A 19,734-nucleotide genomic window follows, 5' to 3' on the forward strand; every position below is an offset into this window, starting at 1 on the left:
TTTCTTCGTGAATGGAAATGGTGAGTAGCAGGTAGCAATACCTTGCTACTCGCAAACACCAAACAAACAGATAATCAAAATGATACTGTTGTCTTTTCAATTACTTACTTCTTTCAATCATTGTCTTAGATAGGAGATAATAGATGTGAGACATGAGATAAAATCTCAATACTCAGATCTTGATACTCAAATCTAATTAAAATATTCAGGTGCCTATATCGGCGGTGTCCACCTCTTCCCATTCCGAACAGAGAAGTTAAGCCCGCCAGAGCCGATGGTACTGCAGTAAAATGTGGGAGAGTAGGTCGGTGCCAAATTTTATCGCTTAAGCTCTTGTTCTAATGAACAAGGGCTTTTTGCGTTTTATAAGGCTGGGTTCTTACTGAACTACACCAGCCTGAGCTCAATACCCTATCAGACAGAATAATCCCTCCCATTCTGTGCTTGTCCCGTCCCAGGGAAACATGACACAGAATGAAACACGCGGGTCAGCAAAATCAGCCCGTCATTGTAAATCAGTAAGTTAACTTTAGCTATGGGCCAAGGTGGGACAAAATGGGCCGAAAAAATGCCTGTTTTAGTGAAATCAAATTCCCAAATGGGACAAGATCAATAGAACAAGGGACAATATTTGAGAACTTTGAATAGCAGAGGCGGAAAAGCATAAATTATACCTCTTATTAAGTGTTGAAGATTTCAACGTTATGGCACAAGTGAGAAGTGCTTAGGTCTACGCTTTAAAGAGCTTATCTTTTTATAAATATTAAAGCTGCAAGTGAAAAAATACTAGCTATTTCAAATACATAGCATAAGACATTGAAATAGCTAGCTTACTTTTTGTTCCTGAATGATATTGTTATCAAGTTCAGAAACAAGCCGGTAAATGCTGTCACTCATATATAAAGATCATTTGAGAAGTAGGAACTTTTCTATCACCCGTATCCGGAGTATTTGTTTTATTACAAATATATAGCAAAACACAAAATCCCGTAAAGACCCAGAAAGAGGGTTTATTGATAGTTGCCATTCAGGCAGTAAGGGGGGCTTCTATTTTTCTTTCAATGGGGTACTATTAGATAATGAAGTATCTAATCTAAATATAGAAGAAATATAAGACTTATTGATCAAACACTTTATACAATATCCAATCATTAGTTTCGAAAACCCTTCTGAGCTTTAATGCGCTATTAGAATTTTTAATAACAGGTATATACTTATTGTTGAGCTCTGTAAAGCCGGTCACTTCATTTTTTTCTGTTGCCAGCAATACATAATTATCGTACTTATCGGGAGCTTCTATGGCGCTTAAAAATGCGCCTTCATAGGGCAAGGTAAGCTTGTGCAGGTTGTCGGTAAAAGCAACTACCGGGTAAGCAATAGCATCATCAATTAAAACATGCGCATCATTAGGCAAATGATTTAAATAATTTGCCAAATCGCGGTTTTCATCTTGTCTTGCATCAGGAGTTCTGTTAAACAGTATGTTACTAAAGATACGTTCTTCACGGATTGATGAGTTTTGAAGGAAAAAATATCCGGTATAAAGCTGCATAAGTGCTAGAACTCCAACAATTAGTTTTAGTACTTCCTGATTTTTTACAGTTTTAGATTTGTAAATAATACATAAAAGCGATAATATCAGGAAGATTAAATAATACTCATGAGCCAGAAATACTTTCTCGTACTTAATGTGCAAGAACTCAACAAAAGCAAAAGGAGTTAACAGGGTTAACATCTGATAAGTGCTGTTTTTAAATAAATAAACAGCAACTAGTATAAGCGGGCAAAAGATGATAATTCTGGCCGAAAGCAATATGGAAGTTTCGGGTAATTGATAAATAGCTGTGGTTGATAATTGATCAAAGCTAAGTTTATCAGCCAAAACACGCCATGTTGCATATGGGCTTTCATCAAAATAATTTAAATCCTGTGCGTGGGTTAAGTTTAATAATTTGTAGCATACCACACAAGCTAATGGCAAAATGAACAATATAATATAGAGGGCAAATGTTTTGTTTATGAGTTTACGACGTAATGATGGATTATTGAAACTTTGGAAAAGTCTGAATATGGATTCCTGTTCACCTAGTTTTAAACTTTTTACAGTTATAGATAATACAAGTGGGATAAAGAATAAAGTAAGCCAAATGAACTTATAATCGCAAAATATGAGCATTACAAGGCAGATACTTGCTATAGATACGTGGAATGTAGTATTTGATCTGTAAAATTGAAGCAGATTGAAAAAGAAAAGCAGGAAAAATACCAATACCATAGCAACTGATTTTCCTGAACATGCCGCATACAGTATACCGGGATGCAGTGTGAAAATTAGTAGTAATATAAACAGGTAAAAAGTATCTTCTAAAGTAGTTAAAACTGTGCTTGCCAGTATATAAAAAAGAATGGCAGTACATAATGCAGATGCAATTACCGGGGCAATCTGGGCGTTTATTGCCGAAAATATAAATGACAAATAAAATGGTAAAATAGGAGCCGTTAAGCCCATTACTTTTAAACGGTTGCCAAAGCCTTCAAGAACAATTTTTGTTTTTTCAATATAAAACAGCCCTTCCTGGCTAAAATAGCCCAACCTGTTTAAGTAAATACCCATTAACAGGTAATAAACACCCAGTAATATGGTAAGCGGTAACAGATATTTAGTTGGATTAGTTTTCATTTAACAATGTTTGTTGGACTATTTACCTTACTTAAACCATGCTCCGTTTTTTCCCAATAAAAAGGCTTAACTACCAACTGGTACAGTCCTTTAAAAGCAGCAATAGAGTGCATAAGCCAATAAACCGGGTTAGCTATTGCAAACAATATCAATTCATAATAACGCCGTTTAAACACCGCCATCATATTAATATAAATCATCAATATGTTTCCAACCATTAGGTTAAAAATAGACATAAATAGTACCCAATCCGGGAATAATGACCTGATGGTTGATAAATCAAATATCAGATAGCTGATAAAAATGGCAAGCAGGAAAGGATAAACTAAAAAAGTTAATGGTGTTGCTCCGATAAAGAAGTTAAAACCCAGAAAGCCTTTCCAGCCTAATTTGCGCCATAATGCTATCGGGTTACGCATGTGTACAAGGTAGGTTTGCATATAACCTTTAATCCACCTTGAGCGCTGCCGAATCCAGTTAAATGGCTCATTGTTAGCCTCTTCATAAGTGGTTGAGTTTACAACTGCTATTTTGTATCCTTTTGCATAAGCTCTAAGCCCTAAATCAGCATCTTCCGTTACATTGAATGGATCCCATGCACCTAATTCAACCAGGTTTTCGAGTTTAAAATGGTTGCTTGTACCGCCTAAAGGAATTGGGATATCTAAGGTATCCAGGCCCGGTAGCATATAATCAAACCAGTAAGAATATTCCAGTGTAAACATCCTGGTAAGGAAATTTTCGTTCCTGTTAAAGTAATTTAAAGCACTTTGGATACAAATATAGTTCGACGGTAAATTATTAAACATCGAAACTATCTTTTTGAGCTGATCTGTGTCTGGAATATCCTCAGCATCGTAAATAGTTAAATATTTACCCCTTGAAAAGTGTAAGCCGTAATTACATGCCTTGGGCTTTGTTTTAGGCATGTGAAAAGGCACAACCACAACTTCAAAAATGGCCGGGAAATCGAGGTTTTTAACGGCATTTAGTGTTTTGTCGTCATCTTCTTCTATAAGCAGTTTAATGTCCAGCATTTCGCGTGGGTAATCAAGTGCTTGCAAGTTCCAAATAAGCTTTTTAATTAGCTTGTCTTCTTTGTATACTGGTAATAAAATAGTGTAAATGGGTAAGTCTTCGGTCTTTAAAAGTTTTAAATCTTCCCGGGTTACTGCCTGATGTAACTCAAATCGTGATCCTACAAGAGCAAGGAATAGCTTGAATAATATGGCAACCAGGAAAAAGAAACTGATAATTACATTTATGGTGATGGATGTATTTTTAAAATTGATCATCAATCCAATCACAACAAGTGCCAGAAAACCAAAAAGGAATACTAATTGCGATGATGTAAATGTGATAAAGGCTGAACTATTGGGATCGCGCTTTAATAATTCAAAAACTGCTGATTTTACATATTTATCGCCCAGTAGTTTATGACTTAACCATACAATATCAAGGTCTGACGCAACAATTATTTCAGGCTCACAATCATAAGTAAAGCGTATGTAATCGAGAAATAACTGGTTGCTTGGGTCGGACATTATGGTTACAACCCGATTGTTTTCGATGCGTAAAGGCAGAGCAACATGCTGATCGGCAAATTTGAGTTCAATTTTGCTCAATACTTCAGTATCAAAAGGGAGTTCCCTGATCTGCTTAAATTCATATCCGGCATTTATTAATGAGCGTTCATAATTTTTGCGTGATATGTAACCAAAATTGAGTGCTATTTTAATGAATGAAAGCCCGGACGTGGCTGATAAATTATCAATCTTTTCCCGATCATGTTGAGATATAAAGCCGTCATTAATCAAAATTTCGGGGATTGACATATTTATTTTGTTTCGGTAAAGTTTAAAAACATTTATGAAGTAAGCTTAACCCTTAAGTTTGGTTAAGCTTACTTATTTAATTGAAATGTGACTACTTAAATTAGTCGTTATATAATTCCTGTGACCTTTGAACTCTTGAACGTACAAACAGGAATGAAAGTAATATCAATATTAATATGCCCAGCAGTATGTATAAGTTGTAATTGTCCCAAAACTTTGTTAGTGTGCTTTTGGCATCAACATACTCAAGGTTTCCGCTTGTTTTATTAATGTTGAACAGATATTTGTTTGAATTAATGTCAGTTACGCAAACGTTACTTGATAATGTTGACAATTGTTCGGTTATTGATTTAGATGCAGCTAAAAGAGCTTCTGACTGATGCGATCCGGTTGCCGTAAGTACTAAGGTTGCATTATTGCTGCGGCCATAAAATATTTGTGCTAAGCCTGTTGATACAGTGTCAGATAAAGAATAAACTATTTTATTATTATCTGTATTGTACAAGCGGAAATTCTGGCTGAATTTGATCGGCGCATCCGGGAATTCCTTCATTATTGGATCGTCTTTATCCAATAATGCTATAATGTTATATTTTTTCAGATCACCTGCTTGAGCCTGTATATCGCTTGAATATACAAACTCAGGGAAATTGTTTGAATTGATATTGTTGTTCAATTCATAAATAACTTCACCTATTGCACCTGCGGCATATTTAGCAATATTTTTTGATACAATGATTCTGGTTGTACCGGTATTAAATGCTTCAGGATACTGATAAAAACTCAGATCACTTGATATAAATGGATTTTTTGATTCCAGGTAGGATTTGTCTACATCAACTTCACCAAAGAAATTGATAAAGCTGTTTTTACACTCTCCGTTAGTTGGGAAAAATCTGAATTCTGATTCGAGTGTATTGTATTTATGATGTTGATAACGATTAATTGTTATAGACGTATTTAATTTACCGGAGGCATCTAATTTTTCACTACTAATTAACAAACCGTTTAAATAGATATTAAAATATCCTCTGTCGCCCGGATTCAAACCGCTATAGGTACCAATAAATCTAATTTCAACCTCTTTAGGCGTAAAGTTAAAGTCGCTGTTTTTAAAGGTATAGGAACTTTTTAATGAGCCAATCCCCGACATGAAATCGCTTGAGCCACCAACTTGTTTCAGCGTTAATCTTGAGCGGTTTTCATCAACCGTTTTAAAATAGGTATTTTCAGCCTGGTCAATTAGCAGGTAATCGCCAAAGGTTGAGTTTAAAATATTGATATTTCCTAATGCAGTAATAGCTTTTTCATAACCGGCATTGTCATCACCGCCGCTTACAAATAATATTTCTGCAGGAACAGTTTCGACAGAAACCGTTTTTTTAGGAACCATTACTCCTTTTACATTAACCATTTGTGTTACTGTATCGGTAATGGTGCTTGTAGATTTAGAAAGATATAAAATACCTTCATTGGTTTGTGGTGTTACCTTAATCAGTTCACGTTTATTTTGAGGTAATCCATCTAAACTTCCAACCTCAATGTAGTTTTTCACACTATCAGGAAGCTGATCTGTAGAAAAAACCAAAATTGGTTTATTTTGAGCTTTTTTAAGGCGGGCATAAGCCCAGGCAACAGCTTTTAAATCATGAAGCGAAGGGTTTTCAGGGTAAACTATAGCTCTTTTGCTTTCAAAGCAGTTGCTGATATTAACTTCAGAAACTCCATCTCTATTTTTTAGGAATGATAGGTATGAATAGTCTTTTACCTTTAACCACATTGCCGGGTTATCCAGGTCACGACAAATATCATCGCTAATGGTTAACAAAGTTTTGACCTGAATTTTCAAAAACTTGTCTGTTGAAATATCGTCACGGGTTATATTTAATACTACCTTTTGTATAGAATCCTTTGTTAAACGGGCACTGTATGCAGGTCTGTCATTCAAAATAATATTAATAAAAGAATGTTCTTTTATTAATGCCTGTGAAGGCTCAAAATATAAAACAAGCTTACCGCCATTGACTTCAACCATAGGAGAAATCTTTACATAAAATGAACTTGCACCACTCATTCCGTAAATAGCATTATCTCCATGTCCGAGTGATTTAAAGGACACAATACTTTGGGCCAATGATGCCTTACTTAAAAGAAATACAAGGGCTAATAAGGTTAAAAATTTGTTCATTGGTTTGTTAATATTAATTTATAACGTGAAATTCAACTCTAAAATAATTGCCATTTTCATCACTGCGATACATAATTTCGCCCCCCATCTCCTGTGTCATTAGTTTCGCAATGGACAGACCCAGACCGAGCCTGCTCTCCACATGGCCTGATGCTTCGCTTAACGTTTTTAATTTGTTAAACATCATATCAAGTTCTTCCATGCCTATTGATATACCTTCATCAATAATCTCAAACACAAATTTTTGACGATGTAAGCTGGTTACTACGCGGATATTATTGTTTGTTTGAGAAAATTTAATTGCATTTGATAAAAGATTCTGAAATACCTGCCCCGAAAAAACTTTATCAAGATTAACATGTAGGGGGAGTTTTAATATATTATCAATCAAATGAATGTTTTTCATCTGTGCAGTTTCAACCAAGCCTTTAAATACATGTAAAACTTCAGCATTGATATCAAAGGTTTCCAGATTAAATTTCATTTCCTGCGATTCAATCTCTTTCACATCCATCAACTTATTAAGCAGGTATTGCATTTTTTCTGATGACTCAGAAATATAACCTATCAATTCAAGCTGATCTGCACTTAGTCGGTAATCCTCATCTTTTAGCATGTTATTGCTCATAATAATTGAGCCTACCAGGTTTTTAAGATCATGCCCAGCAATATTAATAAAACTATTTTTTTGATTATCCAGTTTTCTTAATTGTTCATACTGTGCGTCAATAATATTATTCTTTTCGGCAATATCGTGATTTTGATTTTTCAGTTGTTCGTTTGATTTGGTGATGAGTATTTGAGAACGTACATCGCGCACAATTACTTTATAACGAGCACCAGGTATTAAACAAGAAATTAAGATAATAATAAAGAAGAACTGTCCACCGTTGGTAATAATCAGGTCTGAAGTATATTGGTTAAATATTTTAAAAAATATAGCTAGTAATAATATAGCTACCAAACCTTGTATAATTGAATTATACGGCTCCCAGAACACCATCATGTTAAAAAAGAGAATGAGGGCAGAGAAAACCAGGAAATAGATGTTAATGTCCTGAACATCTACAATATTACACTCTACAGCTGATGTGAGTGACAATAGAAAAAGGGTAATATGAAGTAATATGCGGTAATCGTAATTTTTACGCTGGAAAATGCTGTATAAGGAATATATAATAATATCAGTAATGGCTCTTACAATCAGGAACTGTAGCCAGATTGAATTGGCAAAAATAATGTCAATGATAAAAATTAAGGGGTAGGTAAATAAAATCATCCAGATAATATTATTAGTCTGGTACCAGGCCTTTTTTGATATCTCTTTTGAAAACTCTTCTTGGGTTATTTGAACAAACATTATTTCCTTAAATTATAATAAGATTTCGGCAACCTATATATTTAATTACTATAAAGTAAATGAAAATATTAAAAAGTCTACACGTGTATTTATGCACATCTTAACATATTTTTCACTTTAATTATCTGATAATCATGTTTAAATCCTTTTAAAAGAAAGGAAGCATTATTTATATTAATAATATTTACTTCCCTTGCTATAGCAAAAAGCAATCCAACCACCCCAATTTCCCACTTATTAGCATTAAAAACGGCTAAAAGCTTTAATAATATCATCATTATTTTATGGCTTAAGCAGGCACCCAATAAAGACGCTTTAAGCCAAAATACCTTGAAGTATGTAAATTTTATACCCATAAATAACGTGAAATTGAAAGTATAAAGCTGCCGCTTACGTTTAAAGATTTCCAATCGGAACTTAACCCGATTGGGTAAATATTTACCCATATTGATCTTGTTGTTAAATAAGGCAATTTATACAGCTTTAAGTTGATTAGACTAACACTATGGTAATTTTAAAGATACGAGTTATTTAATTTAAACGCCAATAAATATTAACTTATATGAAATCATTAATAAAGGAGGTACCATGCAGAGCGTGATTGTCTTTTTATTTTTTTATATAATAAACACCCATATATGTATCGGAATATTTGGAGAGAGGCTTCTCATTACCAGGTAAATCGCCATAATGAAATTGATAAAGAACAAATGCTTATAATTGATGCCTCAAATTAGAACATCAATATAGACTGAGCCGCTTTGTACGGTTATCAGACGAAAATGTTATCCATACTTTGAACTTTTATTAAGCATTTTTATTTCTGCACCATTAGTTGGGGTATTATTGGGGAAGAAAGCTATTGTTGGGGCTTCATTTCCATACTGTGCGGAAAAAATTGCAATTATTGATTCAAAGGTAAAAAGTATTAAATAAAGTTAATTATATTAATTATAGACGGATGATAGCAAATTAATTGTAAGCCATAAATGGTATAAAAACAGAAATCATGAGGAGATTGAATATTGACATGGTTAAGATGTTTATAATAAAAAGACTGCCAAATTAATAGATTGTCGGATGCCAAGATTGGTTATAAAGGCCAAAATTGAATAGTTTATTATTATTATAATTCGTTACCTTTGCACCCTAATATATTGTTATGCTATTTTTTGAAGAAAAGCGTCGGGAAGTGATGTTGCACATTGAAAAATTCATGCTTGAGAAAAAGGATGAATATTTAAAGCCCATCGATACAATTTGGCAGCCATCTGATTTTTTGCCTGATTCGTCCCGCGACACGTTTTTTAGCGAAATTAAAGAACTGCAGGAGAGCGCTCAGGGCTTATCTTATGATCTTATAGCTGTATTAATTGGTGATACTATTACCGAAGAGGCATTGCCTACTTATGAATCATGGTTAACAATGGTTCAAGGTGTATCACGTGACGAAGAAGGTGGTTGGATGCAATGGACCCGTCACTGGACCGGTGAAGAAAACCGCCATGGCGATTTATTGAATAAATACCTATATCTGTCTGGTCGCGTAAATATGCGGATGATGGAAATATCAACCCAGTATCTTATTGCTGATGGTTTTGATATTGGCACAGGTCATGATCCCTACCGTAATTTTATCTATACCTCATTCCAGGAGTTAGCAACCAATGTTTCGCATCGCCGCGTTGCTTCACAGGCAAAAAAGGATGGCGATACGCTGCTTTCAAAAATGTGTGGCGTAATAGCCAGTGACGAGGCCCGTCATGCTAAAGCTTACAAATATTTTATTGGAAAAATATTTGAGGTTGATGCCAACGAAGCCATGATTGCTTTTGAAGACATGATGCGCAAAAAAATTGTGATGCCTGCGCATTTCTTACGGGAAGTAGGTTTAAAAATAGGACAAACATTTGGTCACTTTACAGATGCCGCCCAGCGTTTGGGTATTTATACCGCAATTGACTATGTGGATATTTTGAAAGAGTTGATTGAAGACTGGCATATTGAGAGCACAGTGGATTTAAATGAAACCGGCGAAAAGGCACGTGACTATATCATGAACCTTCCAAACCGTTTGCTTCGTGTTGCCGAAAGAATGAAAAACCCAATGCTGGAGTATAAGTTCAGCTGGATAAATGGTTAATTCTTATCTTCTTTGTCAACTTTAAATCCCGGTTTTTTATAATCTTTTGAGATATAGGCTTCAGGTATTTGTATAGCATTACCATCCCGTAATGAGGTAAAGTGTGGCGACATGATCTCCATACCAGCCTCGTTAAATTTATCTTGTATATTTTGGTGGAGTAATGAATATAGCGATGACATTTGGTGCGAATGTGCCGTATAGGCATTTATTTGGTAAGTAACATTAAAATCATTTAAGTCAGTCTGATAAACAAACGGCTTGGGGTCTTTTAATATTCCCTCAGTTGCCATTGCCGCATTAATCAGTAATTGATGGATAATATGCCAGGGTGCATCATAGCCGATGGTGACGCTGGTATGTAAAATTAATCCCAGGTTTTGAGATGATGAGGTGTAATTGGTAGTTGCTCCGCCCAATATAGTAGCATTAGGAACTGTTATATCCTCATTTTTTACTGTGCGAATGCGGGTAATGAGTAAATTTTTCTCAATAACATCACCAACTATTTCCCCAACCTTTACCCTGTCGCCAATTTTAAAGGGCCGCATGTATGTAAGCACCAGGCCAGCTATCATATTTGATATGGCTGATGATGACCCAAAGGAAAACAATACCCCCAGGAATACAGTAACCCCTTGAAATATTTTTGAGTCAGATCCCGGTAAATAGGGAAATACAACTACAAACATAAAGGCATATAATAATACCCTTATAATATTATAGGTAGGAATGGCCCAATCTGCATAAAAATTTTTGATAGTAAATGAACCACTCTCAATTTCGGTAGCAATAAATTTAATCAGTTTAATAAGATACCGTGTGCACAAATAAATAACCGTTATAGTAAGCAGGTTTGGGATATAACGGATAATGGCCTTTACAATATCCTTCAATGGGTCAATAACATAACTTAATAGTTGTGTTGCAATGGGTTTAGTCCAGGGGAAAATTAAAAAAGCAACGGGTAAGGCCAGATAAACCAGCAATATGATAATGAGTACACGCCCCGCGCGGAGCAGGTTAGTTACAATGGGTAGCAGCCTGTCTGCATAGCCCACAGGGGCTCCTTTTTCGGCCAATTTGGCTACTCGTGTTTCCCATGATTTAAGCAGCCTGAATTTTAACAATCTGAACACACGGTTAATTACCCATATCAATATCAGCAGAACAGCCACAACAGCAATAGCTTCGAGTACATTTATAATTTGTTCTTTTATGCTGTTGCTTTCAAAACTATGGCCCAATTTTTTTTTGAGAATAGCCAGATAATTTGCAGCCAGCTGAGGCCGGTCTAATTCAGAAGCTGCCGCATCTTTATTGGTAATAGCTAAAATCAGGTCAGATTTATAGGTAATTGTAGAAATGGAAGTGTCATTTTTCACCACTAATGAATCCGGGTTAAAATCCAGCTGCGATATAAGTATATTTAAGCGTTTATTTATAACGGATGCCCTTTCTTTGGCAGTAAACAATCCCTGGCCGGTATAAAATTCAAATACAGTATCCTGGTTTACTATTACGGGTGCACCTTTTTCAGTAACTGTTTTTTGCCCATAAGCAAAGTCAAACGTAATCAGAAGAAATAAAAGAAGGTAGCGATATCTAAACATAAACAGGAATTTATATTTAAAGCTACCTAATAATATTAAAATACTGGCAATTGATAAATGTTAATCTGATCGAAATAAAATATAATTATTAAGAAACTTATTACTTTTACGACGTAATTGATAAATCAATAACTAACCTTCCAAAATAAGCGTAACCTTACCGTCGGCAGCTAGCTTTGCAAACAATTCATTCAGTATTGATTCGATAGTAAGTGAATTTACATCATCAACATAATGCTCTGAACGGATGATCCATAACCCGTGTCCATTAATTTCAATGCTGAATAAGAAGCCTTCGTAAAGTGAGGGGTGGGAAATTTCAACTTTTCCATCTTTAATTTCGCTCACAAAGGCTATATCACTTTGTGTTTGATGCTGAAAAAGCGAATTTAATTTTTGCTGTAATAACTGAAGCAATTGATCTGCTGTTATGGTTTTATGAATATTTAAGATTTTCATGGTTAGATGGGTTTATATAAATAATTACAAGCACCTGTCAATATTGTTTCAATGCAGGCTATATCAAACAAACAATTCAATTAAATTTGAATTGAAAAAGGTCTTTAGCTTTTAAACATCATCTTATGAAATATAAATTACTGGGCCGTTCGGGCCTTAAAGTTTCGGAACTGTGCTTGGGTACAATGGGGTTCGGCACAGAAGCCGGCTGGGGGGCCGATAAGGAAACCAGCTTTAAAATTATGGATGCTTTTGCCGAAGCAGGCGGTAATTTTCTGGATACAGCCAATGTTTATAAATTGGGAACCAGCGAAAAAATTATAGGTGATTATATGAGTAATCACGACCGTGATTACTTTGTGTTGGCTACCAAATATTCTTTAAAGGATAATACTACTAATCCTAATGCATCTGGCAACAACCGCAAAAATATGATGCGTAGCGTGGAAGAAAGCCTGAGGCGGCTAAAGACTGATTTTATTGATATCCTTTACCTGCATATTTGGGATGATTTAACACCTATTGACGAGGTATTGCGCGGTTTAGATGATTTGGTAAGGCAGGGAAAGGTTAACTATGCTGCCATAAGTGATACACCAGCATGGATGGTGGCCAAGGGCAACACCCTTGCTGAAGTAATGGGCTGGAGTCAGTTTGTAGCCTTACAGGTAGAATATAGCCTGCTTGCCCGTACACCAGAGCGGGAACTGATTCCAATGGCAAAGCATTTTGGGATGACGGTTACACCGTGGGCTCCACTGGGCGGTGGTGCATTAACCGGTAAGTATATAAGGGGTGAACAAGGCCGTATAAAACCCGAAAGCAACCGTTTGAATGAGCACAGCACCCTTATTACAAAAGTGGTAGTGGCTATTGCTGATGAATTAGGAATTTCCCCAGGAAATGTAGCCTTAAAATGGACTGTTGAACAGGGTTTTTCATCTATTCCTATAGTGGGGGCAACTAAAGTGAGTCAACTGGAAGATAATCTTAAAACTATTAATGTAAACCTTACTAAAGAACATTTGCAGAAATTAAATGAAGTAAGTGCTATTCAGTTAGGTTTCCCTGGTGATTTTTTCAAAGAGGAGGGAGTTAAGATGAATACGTTTGGCGGTTTTTATGATAACATAGAGAAGAGAGACTAATAGTATTACGTATAAAAAAAAACCGCACCAAATTTACTTCAGGGCGGTTTTTTTTAGATGATAAGGTCTAGGTGCCCCGGAACTAATTAACCGGGTTTTAATTGACATAAAAATAGTGTTTGAACGTGCGTGCTACTACCGTGTTTTCACCCTATTTGTATACGTATTTTTACGTAAGATAAAACGTGTTTCTACGCCACTTATAACTTATGCTAGCTCTTTATGAGTTAAAAATTAAAATTTAAATCTTTGGTTTAATATAGGTGAGCTAAAGACAAACATGTTTTATGTTTAAACATATAATCTTTATTTAATAACAAAGCCCATTATGTTAAATCATAATGGGCTTTGTTATTATTAAAAAGAAGATTTTATTTTTGTTCTTCTTCTTCTGGCTTTTTGTTTTCGCCTTTATTGTTTTTGTCAATGATCTTGATTTCATTAGTTGCGGTATCAAAATCAACCTCCATTGTATCGCCTTCGATTAATTCACCTTTCAGTATTTCCTCAGCAATTGGATCTTCCAGGTATTTCTGGATAGCACGTTTCAACGGACGTGCACCAAATTGCGAATCGTAACCTTTTTCGGCAATAAACTCTTTGGCTGCCAGCGTCAATTCAATTTTGTAACCTAAAAGATGAACTCTGTTAAACAGGTAGCCTAATTCAATATCAATAATTTTGAATATTTCATCTTTACCTAAAGAATTAAATACAATTACATCATCAATACGATTTAAAAATTCAGGAGCAAAAGCACGTTTCAAAGCGTTTTCAATTACACCTCTTGAGTGGTTATCTGCCTGAAGATTTTTAGCATTGGTAGCAAAACCAACACCCTGACCAAAGTCTTTCAATTGGCGTGCACCAATGTTTGAAGTCATGATGATGATGGTGTTCCTGAAATCAACTTTACGGCCTAATGAATCAGTTAACTGGCCTTCGTCAAGTACCTGTAACAAAATGTTAAATACATCCGGGTGAGCTTTTTCAATTTCATCCAATAGTATTACCGCATATGGTTTACGACGTACTTTTTCAGTAAGCTGTCCGCCTTCTTCATAACCCACATAGCCCGGAGGCGCACCCACTAAACGGGATACCGCAAATTTCTCCATGTACTCGCTCATGTCAATCTGGATCAGCGCGTCTTCGGTATCAAACATGAAACGGGCCAGTTCTTTCGCCAGTTCAGTTTTACCAACACCAGTAGGACCCAGGAATATAAATGAACCAATTGGTTTTTTAGGGTCTTTTAATCCGGCACGTGTGCGTTGTATAGCGCGGGTCAATTTTTTAATCGCTTCGTCCTGGCCAATAATTTTGCTGCTTACGGTTGTTGCCATGTTTAGCAATTTCTGGCTGTCGGCCTGGCCTACACGCTGAACAGGGATACCTGTCATCATGGAAACCACTTCGGCAACGTTATCTTCTGTTACGGTATAACGTTTTGACTTTGTTTCAGCTTCCCAAACAGCTTTAGCCTGTTCCAGCTCTTCGAGCAGGTGTTTTTCAGTATCACGTAATTTGGCAGCTTCTTCATATTTCTGACTGCGAACTACTTTGTTTTTCTCGATCTTAATCTGCTCAATCTTTTGCTCAATATCCAGAATGTTTTGTGGCACATGGATATTAGTTAAGTGAACACGCGAACCTGATTCGTCCAAGGCATCAATAGCTTTATCTGGCAAGAAACGATCAGTAATATACCTGGTTGTTAAACTAACGCAGGCATTGATTGCTTCAGGAGTATAAGTTACACCATGGTGCTCTTCGTATTTTTCTTTGATACGGTTCAGTATTTCAATAGTTTCATCAGGAGTGGCTGGTTCAACCATTACCTTTTGAAAACGGCGATCTAAAGCCCCATCTTTTTCAATATACTGACGATATTCATCTAAAGTAGTTGCGCCAATGCATTGGATTTCTCCACGGGCTAAAGCCGGTTTAAACATATTTGATGCATCAAGGGAGCCAGAAGCACCACCTGCACCAACTATAGTATGAATTTCGTCGATAAATAAAATTACATCTGGTGATTTTTCCAGTTCGTTCATTACCGCTTTCATGCGTTCTTCAAACTGGCCGCGGTATTTGGTACCGGCAACCAAAGAAGCTAAATCAAGGGTAACTACACGTTTGTTGAATAAAACACGTGAAACTTTACGCTGAACAATGCGTAATGCCAAACCCTCAGCAATGGCTGATTTACCAACACCGGGCTCACCTATTAATATAGGGTTGTTCTTTTTACGGCGCGAAAGAATTTGAGATACCCTTTCAATTTCTTTTTCACGACCAACAATCGGGTCCAAACGGCCATCTTCTGCAGCTTTTGTTAAATCGCGGCCAAAGTTATCCAGTACTGGTGTTTTTGATTTAATGTCTGATACCTTTTTTGGCTGGCTGAAAGATTCTTCTTCTTTGAAGTCATCGTCGCCACCGGTAGGTGATCCCGGCATTTCGTCAGTTACATCATTTTTATGCGATTCAACCTCGCTTTTAAAAATTTCGTAATTCACGTTAAATTGCATTAATATTTGTGAGGCAATATTGTCCTCATCACGAAGAATTGAGAGCAGTAAATGCTCGGTTCCAATAACATCGCTTTTAAAAATTTTGGCTTCCAGGTAGGTGATTTTTAATACTTTTTCAGCCTGCTTGGTTAACGGGATGCTGCCAATATGTACGTTGGTGCCAATGGTGCCTTTTACTGCATCTTCAACAGAGCGTCTTAATTTGGCTGTGTCAACAGTTAATTCCTTCAATAATTTAATAGCAACGCCATCTCCATCCCTAATCAATCCTAATAATAGGTGTTCGGTGCCAATATAATCATGCCCAAGGCGTAAAGCCTCCTCTCTGCTATATTGAATAACATCCTTAACCCGCGGCGAAAATTTAGCTTCCATATATATCCTTCCGATTTATGAACGCCCTAATGTATTAATTTGTTTTAATAATGAGGGCGACTTGTTTTACACTTATCAACAATATTATTGCCAAATTTTTAAGTTAAGGATAAAGCAGACATTTAGATGATATGCGATATTAAAAACTTAAACTTTGTTTAGCAATTTTGCAAATAAAACCCATAATTGCAATGGTTTTTATAAAAAAATCATTTATTTATATCTTTTTGATATAAATATGATGCAATGGTTTAAGCATTTAAGTAATCAGTTAACAGTTTATGTGACAATATCAGACAAATTAGTCAATTGTATGACATTACGGCATTAACATTAGTTACAGTAACGTTTAAATTGTTGTTAAGGTATATACGGAAACGGGCAAAAAAATGATTTGAAAATCTTCCTTTTTTGTCTGTTTAATTTTTAATGGCCTGAATGAACCTTTAAAGCGCACTTACTTCGCAGGATTCATAATTTGTATGGAATTTCTGCTGACTGCAAAATGTGGAGTATGGTTATAATCCCTGCTCATGCGGTAAGCACCTACACCTATACCATTATTTGTCTTAACCCAGGTAGCATAACTATATAATGATGCTGTTACTACTGAATCAACCCCTGGAGGTACCTGAACACCATTAGCCTGAACAAAACTATCCCCGTTAACTAAAAAAATAAGTTTGTTTAAGCCATACATGGTAACCAGGGCATCAAAATCTGCAGTTCCAGATCCGTCCCAGTAATGATTGCCGGTAGTGTATGACTGGAAATCCACATAATCATAATTGCTTTTATATGGTGTGTACATGGAATCGTCATTAGCTGATCCATCAGTATCATAGAAAAATACGGGCTTTTTACCTCCAGAATTAACCGAACATTTGCTGCAATTAGGTCCGTAATACTGAGCTACGGCAGTCAAAAAATTAGGACCGTTTGATTCAGGTACCTCGCCGCCAAAGGTTCCACTCTCAATATCGATGTCAATACCGTTCCATTTATTGGTATCAATATCTTTTGCATAGGTATTTGCTGCCCAATGGAAATAAGTGCTGCTTGCAGTTGGATTATTTTGATCAAAGCCGGGAGGGTTTTTATAACCAGGTGCTTTTGTAGCAGGATCATTTACTGATCCGTCAAAATAGGCATATTTTGGAAAATAGCATCTTATAATTTTTGTCCCCTTCGCTTGTGCTATGCGCCAATCTGCTTTGGTGGTATCGTAGCCAACAAATAAATCAAGGAAGTCAACACTGTCAGGCGAATTAGCCGGATTGGTACTGGCAACTGGATCATTATGGTCATCTACCAAAAAACCTAAAAATAAATGATGGTTACTGTTTTTGTAAGCGATAAGGGCGCTATCGGAAGTTGCAGTGCTATTGGATGCTGTAGTAGTTTTGGCCGCAGGGCCCTTGCAGGCTGCAAAAAGGAGCAGGATGAACGAAATGATAAGTAAATTTCGCTCCCTGGTAAAAATCTTTTTCATAATGGTTGCTTTTAAGGTTAGGTAATGATTAAAGCTTTATTTAAAGATACAAAGAATATCTTTTCCGTATTGCGTAATAAAACGGAGGTGTTTTTACCCTTTTTTCTAACGATAAGCGCAAAGAATATTTATACTAAAAAAGATTTTAACGGGATAATATAAATTATCCATTTTAACTGATATTTGCTTCACTAATTTTAAATGTAGATGGCAGACGAAAAGATTATATTTTCAATGGCAGGGGTTAGTAAGGTATACCCTCCTCAAAAAACAGTTCTAAAAAATATTTACCTGTCTTTTTTTTATGGCGCCAAAATCGGTGTTATTGGTTTAAACGGATCTGGTAAGTCGTCATTATTAAAAATAATTGCGGGCATTGATAAAACAAATATCGGTGAGGTGGTTTTTTCGCCGGGATATACCGTAGGTTATCTGAGCCAGGAACCAGAGCTGGATCCTGAAAAAACGGTGAAAGAAGTGGTGGAAGAAGGCGTTGCCGAAATCACCTCCTTATTAAAGGAGTACGAAGATATCAACGAAAAATTCGGACTGGAAGAGTATTACAGCGATGCCGATAAAATGGATAAGTTGATGACTCGTCAGGGAGAGTTGCAGGATAAAATTGATGCGGTAAATGCCTGGGAGCTGGATGTTAAACTGGAACGTGCAATGGATGCGTTACGCTGCCCTGATCCCGATACTAAAATATCAGTACTGTCAGGTGGGGAACGCCGCCGTGTGGCACTTTGCCGTTTGTTGTTACAGGAACCGGATGTTTTATTGCTGGATGAGCCTACCAACCACTTGGATGCAGAATCAATTGATTGGCTGGAGCAACACCTTAAACAATACAAAGGTACCGTTATAGCGGTTACGCACGATCGTTACTTTTTGGATAACGTTGCCGACTGGATTCTGGAATTGGATAGGGGAGAAGGTATCCCATGGAAAGGGAATTATTCTTCATGGCTTGATCAGAAAGCTAAACGACTGGCACAGGAGGATAAAACTGAGAGCAAACGTCAGAAAACTTTGGAGCGTGAGCTGGAATGGGTTAGGATGGGTCCGAAAGGTCGTCACGCCAAATCAAAAGCGCGTTTATCCAATTATGACAAGTTAGCATCAGAGGAAACCAAGGACAGGGAAGAAAAACTGGAGCTGTTTATTCCACCGGGCCCACGTTTGGGTAATGTGGTAATTGAAGCTAATGGTGTAAGCAAATCATATGGCGATAAGTTATTGTTCGATAATCTGAGCTTCTCCTTGCCGCCTGCAGGTATAGTAGGCATTATTGGGCCCAACGGTGCCGGTAAAACAACCTTATTTCGCTTAATTACAGGGCAGGATGAGCCTGATGCCGGAACTTTCCGTGTTGGCGAAACCGTAGCTTTAGGTTATGTTGACCAGATGCATGATGACCTTGACCCCAATAAATCTGTTTGGGAAAATGTAACCGGTGGACTGGAGACCATTATGGTTGGCAACCGTCCTATCAACTCAAGGGCATATGTGTCGCGTTTTAACTTTAACGGTGCCGATCAGCAGAAAAAGGTAGGTGTGTTATCGGGTGGTGAGCGTAATCGGGTGCATTTGTCTATCACGCTGAAAAAAGGATCAAACGTGTTATTGTTGGATGAGCCCACTAATGATATTGACGTAAATACTTTACGCGCTTTGGAAGAGGCTTTGGAAAATTTTGGCGGCTGTGCAGTAGTAATTAGTCACGATCGTTGGTTTTTAGACAGAATATGTACACACATATTGGCTTTTGAAGGTAACTCACAGGTTTACTTCTTTGAGGGTAACTATTCGGACTACGAAGAAAATCGCAAAAAACGTTTGGGTGATGTAGCGCCTAAAAGGATAAAGTATAAGAAATTGACTGTTTAAGGTTAATAAAAAAG

12 protein-coding genes and 1 rRNA gene are annotated in these 19,734 nt (G+C 36.5%); 4 read left to right on the forward strand and 9 right to left on the reverse strand.

The features are described from left to right. Window positions 1-205: 205 nt before the first annotated feature. Window positions 206-317: ribosomal RNA gene (gene rrf, locus JN11_RS00005) — 5S ribosomal RNA — on the forward strand. Window positions 318-1,117: 800 nt separating this feature from the next. Here the strand turns inward: rrf and JN11_RS00010 are convergent. The 5 genes from JN11_RS00010 to JN11_RS00030 all read right to left on the reverse strand — a co-directional run bounded on the left by JN11_RS00010 (window position 1,118) and on the right by JN11_RS00030 (window position 8,509). Then, on the reverse strand, window positions 1,118-2,680 hold the full coding sequence (locus tag JN11_RS00010; RefSeq protein ID WP_144908400.1) for a hypothetical protein: 1,563 nt from the start codon (window positions 2,678-2,680) through the stop codon (window positions 1,118-1,120). Continuing rightward, the gene (locus JN11_RS00015) at window positions 2,677-4,515 is read right to left on the reverse strand and encodes a glycosyltransferase family 2 protein (RefSeq protein WP_144908402.1); all 1,839 of its coding nucleotides are present in this window, start codon (window positions 4,513-4,515) and stop codon (window positions 2,677-2,679) included. The genes JN11_RS00010 and JN11_RS00015 overlap by 4 nt, the downstream gene beginning before the upstream one ends. 100 nt (window positions 4,516-4,615) lie before the next feature. After that, window positions 4,616-6,703 carry a cellulose biosynthesis cyclic di-GMP-binding regulatory protein BcsB gene (locus tag JN11_RS00020; RefSeq protein ID WP_144908404.1) on the reverse strand — a complete coding sequence of 696 codons (2,088 nt, stop codon included), beginning with the start codon at window positions 6,701-6,703 and terminating at the stop codon, window positions 4,616-4,618. 13 nt (window positions 6,704-6,716) lie between these two features. Then, window positions 6,717-8,063 (reverse strand): sensor histidine kinase, encoded by a 1,347-nt coding sequence (locus JN11_RS00025; protein WP_144908406.1) that lies wholly within the window; start codon window positions 8,061-8,063, stop codon window positions 6,717-6,719. Between the two features lie 89 nt (window positions 8,064-8,152). Continuing rightward, the gene (locus JN11_RS00030) at window positions 8,153-8,509 is read right to left on the reverse strand and encodes a hypothetical protein (RefSeq protein ID WP_170227662.1); all 357 of its coding nucleotides are present in this window, start codon (window positions 8,507-8,509) and stop codon (window positions 8,153-8,155) included. A gap of 716 nt (window positions 8,510-9,225) precedes the next feature. On the opposite strand from JN11_RS00030, the gene JN11_RS00035 reads away from it, so the two are divergent. Continuing rightward, window positions 9,226-10,206, forward strand: coding sequence for an acyl-ACP desaturase (locus tag JN11_RS00035; protein WP_144908410.1), 981 nt, complete (start codon window positions 9,226-9,228; stop codon window positions 10,204-10,206). On the opposite strand, the gene JN11_RS00040 is transcribed toward JN11_RS00035, so the two are convergent. Both JN11_RS00040 and JN11_RS00045 read right to left on the reverse strand, forming a co-directional pair. After that, entirely contained in the window at window positions 10,203-11,819 is a 1,617-nt protein-coding gene (locus tag JN11_RS00040; protein ID WP_144908412.1) for a mechanosensitive ion channel family protein, read from the reverse strand. The two genes, JN11_RS00035 and JN11_RS00040, sit on opposite strands and share 4 nt — an antisense overlap. A gap of 132 nt (window positions 11,820-11,951) precedes the next feature. Beyond that, entirely contained in the window at window positions 11,952-12,278 is a 327-nt protein-coding gene (locus JN11_RS00045; RefSeq protein WP_144908414.1) for a hypothetical protein, read from the reverse strand. Window positions 12,279-12,403: 125 nt separating this feature from the next. Between JN11_RS00045 and JN11_RS00050 the strand changes: the two genes are divergently transcribed. Continuing rightward, the gene (locus JN11_RS00050; protein WP_144908415.1) at window positions 12,404-13,426 is read left to right on the forward strand and encodes an aldo/keto reductase; all 1,023 of its coding nucleotides are present in this window, start codon (window positions 12,404-12,406) and stop codon (window positions 13,424-13,426) included. Between the two features lie 371 nt (window positions 13,427-13,797). On the opposite strand, the gene JN11_RS00055 is transcribed toward JN11_RS00050, so the two are convergent. Together JN11_RS00055 and JN11_RS00060 are read right to left on the reverse strand one after the other, a co-directional pair. Continuing rightward, on the reverse strand, window positions 13,798-16,338 hold the full coding sequence (locus JN11_RS00055; protein ID WP_144908417.1) for an ATP-dependent Clp protease ATP-binding subunit: 2,541 nt from the start codon (window positions 16,336-16,338) through the stop codon (window positions 13,798-13,800). 457 nt (window positions 16,339-16,795) lie between these two features. Continuing rightward, complete coding sequence (locus JN11_RS00060; RefSeq protein WP_144908419.1) at window positions 16,796-17,830, reverse strand: EndoS/ChiA family endoglycosidase; 1,035 nt, start codon at window positions 17,828-17,830, stop codon at window positions 16,796-16,798. Window positions 17,831-18,037: 207 nt separating this feature from the next. Between JN11_RS00060 and ettA the strand changes: the two genes are divergently transcribed. Beyond that, the gene (gene ettA / locus JN11_RS00065) at window positions 18,038-19,720 is read left to right on the forward strand and encodes an energy-dependent translational throttle protein EttA (protein WP_144908421.1); all 1,683 of its coding nucleotides are present in this window, start codon (window positions 18,038-18,040) and stop codon (window positions 19,718-19,720) included. Window positions 19,721-19,734 lie beyond the last annotated feature (14 nt).

It is taken from the genome of Mucilaginibacter frigoritolerans (assembly GCF_007830615.1).
Classification (GTDB): Bacteria; Bacteroidota; Bacteroidia; order Sphingobacteriales; family Sphingobacteriaceae; genus Mucilaginibacter; species Mucilaginibacter frigoritolerans.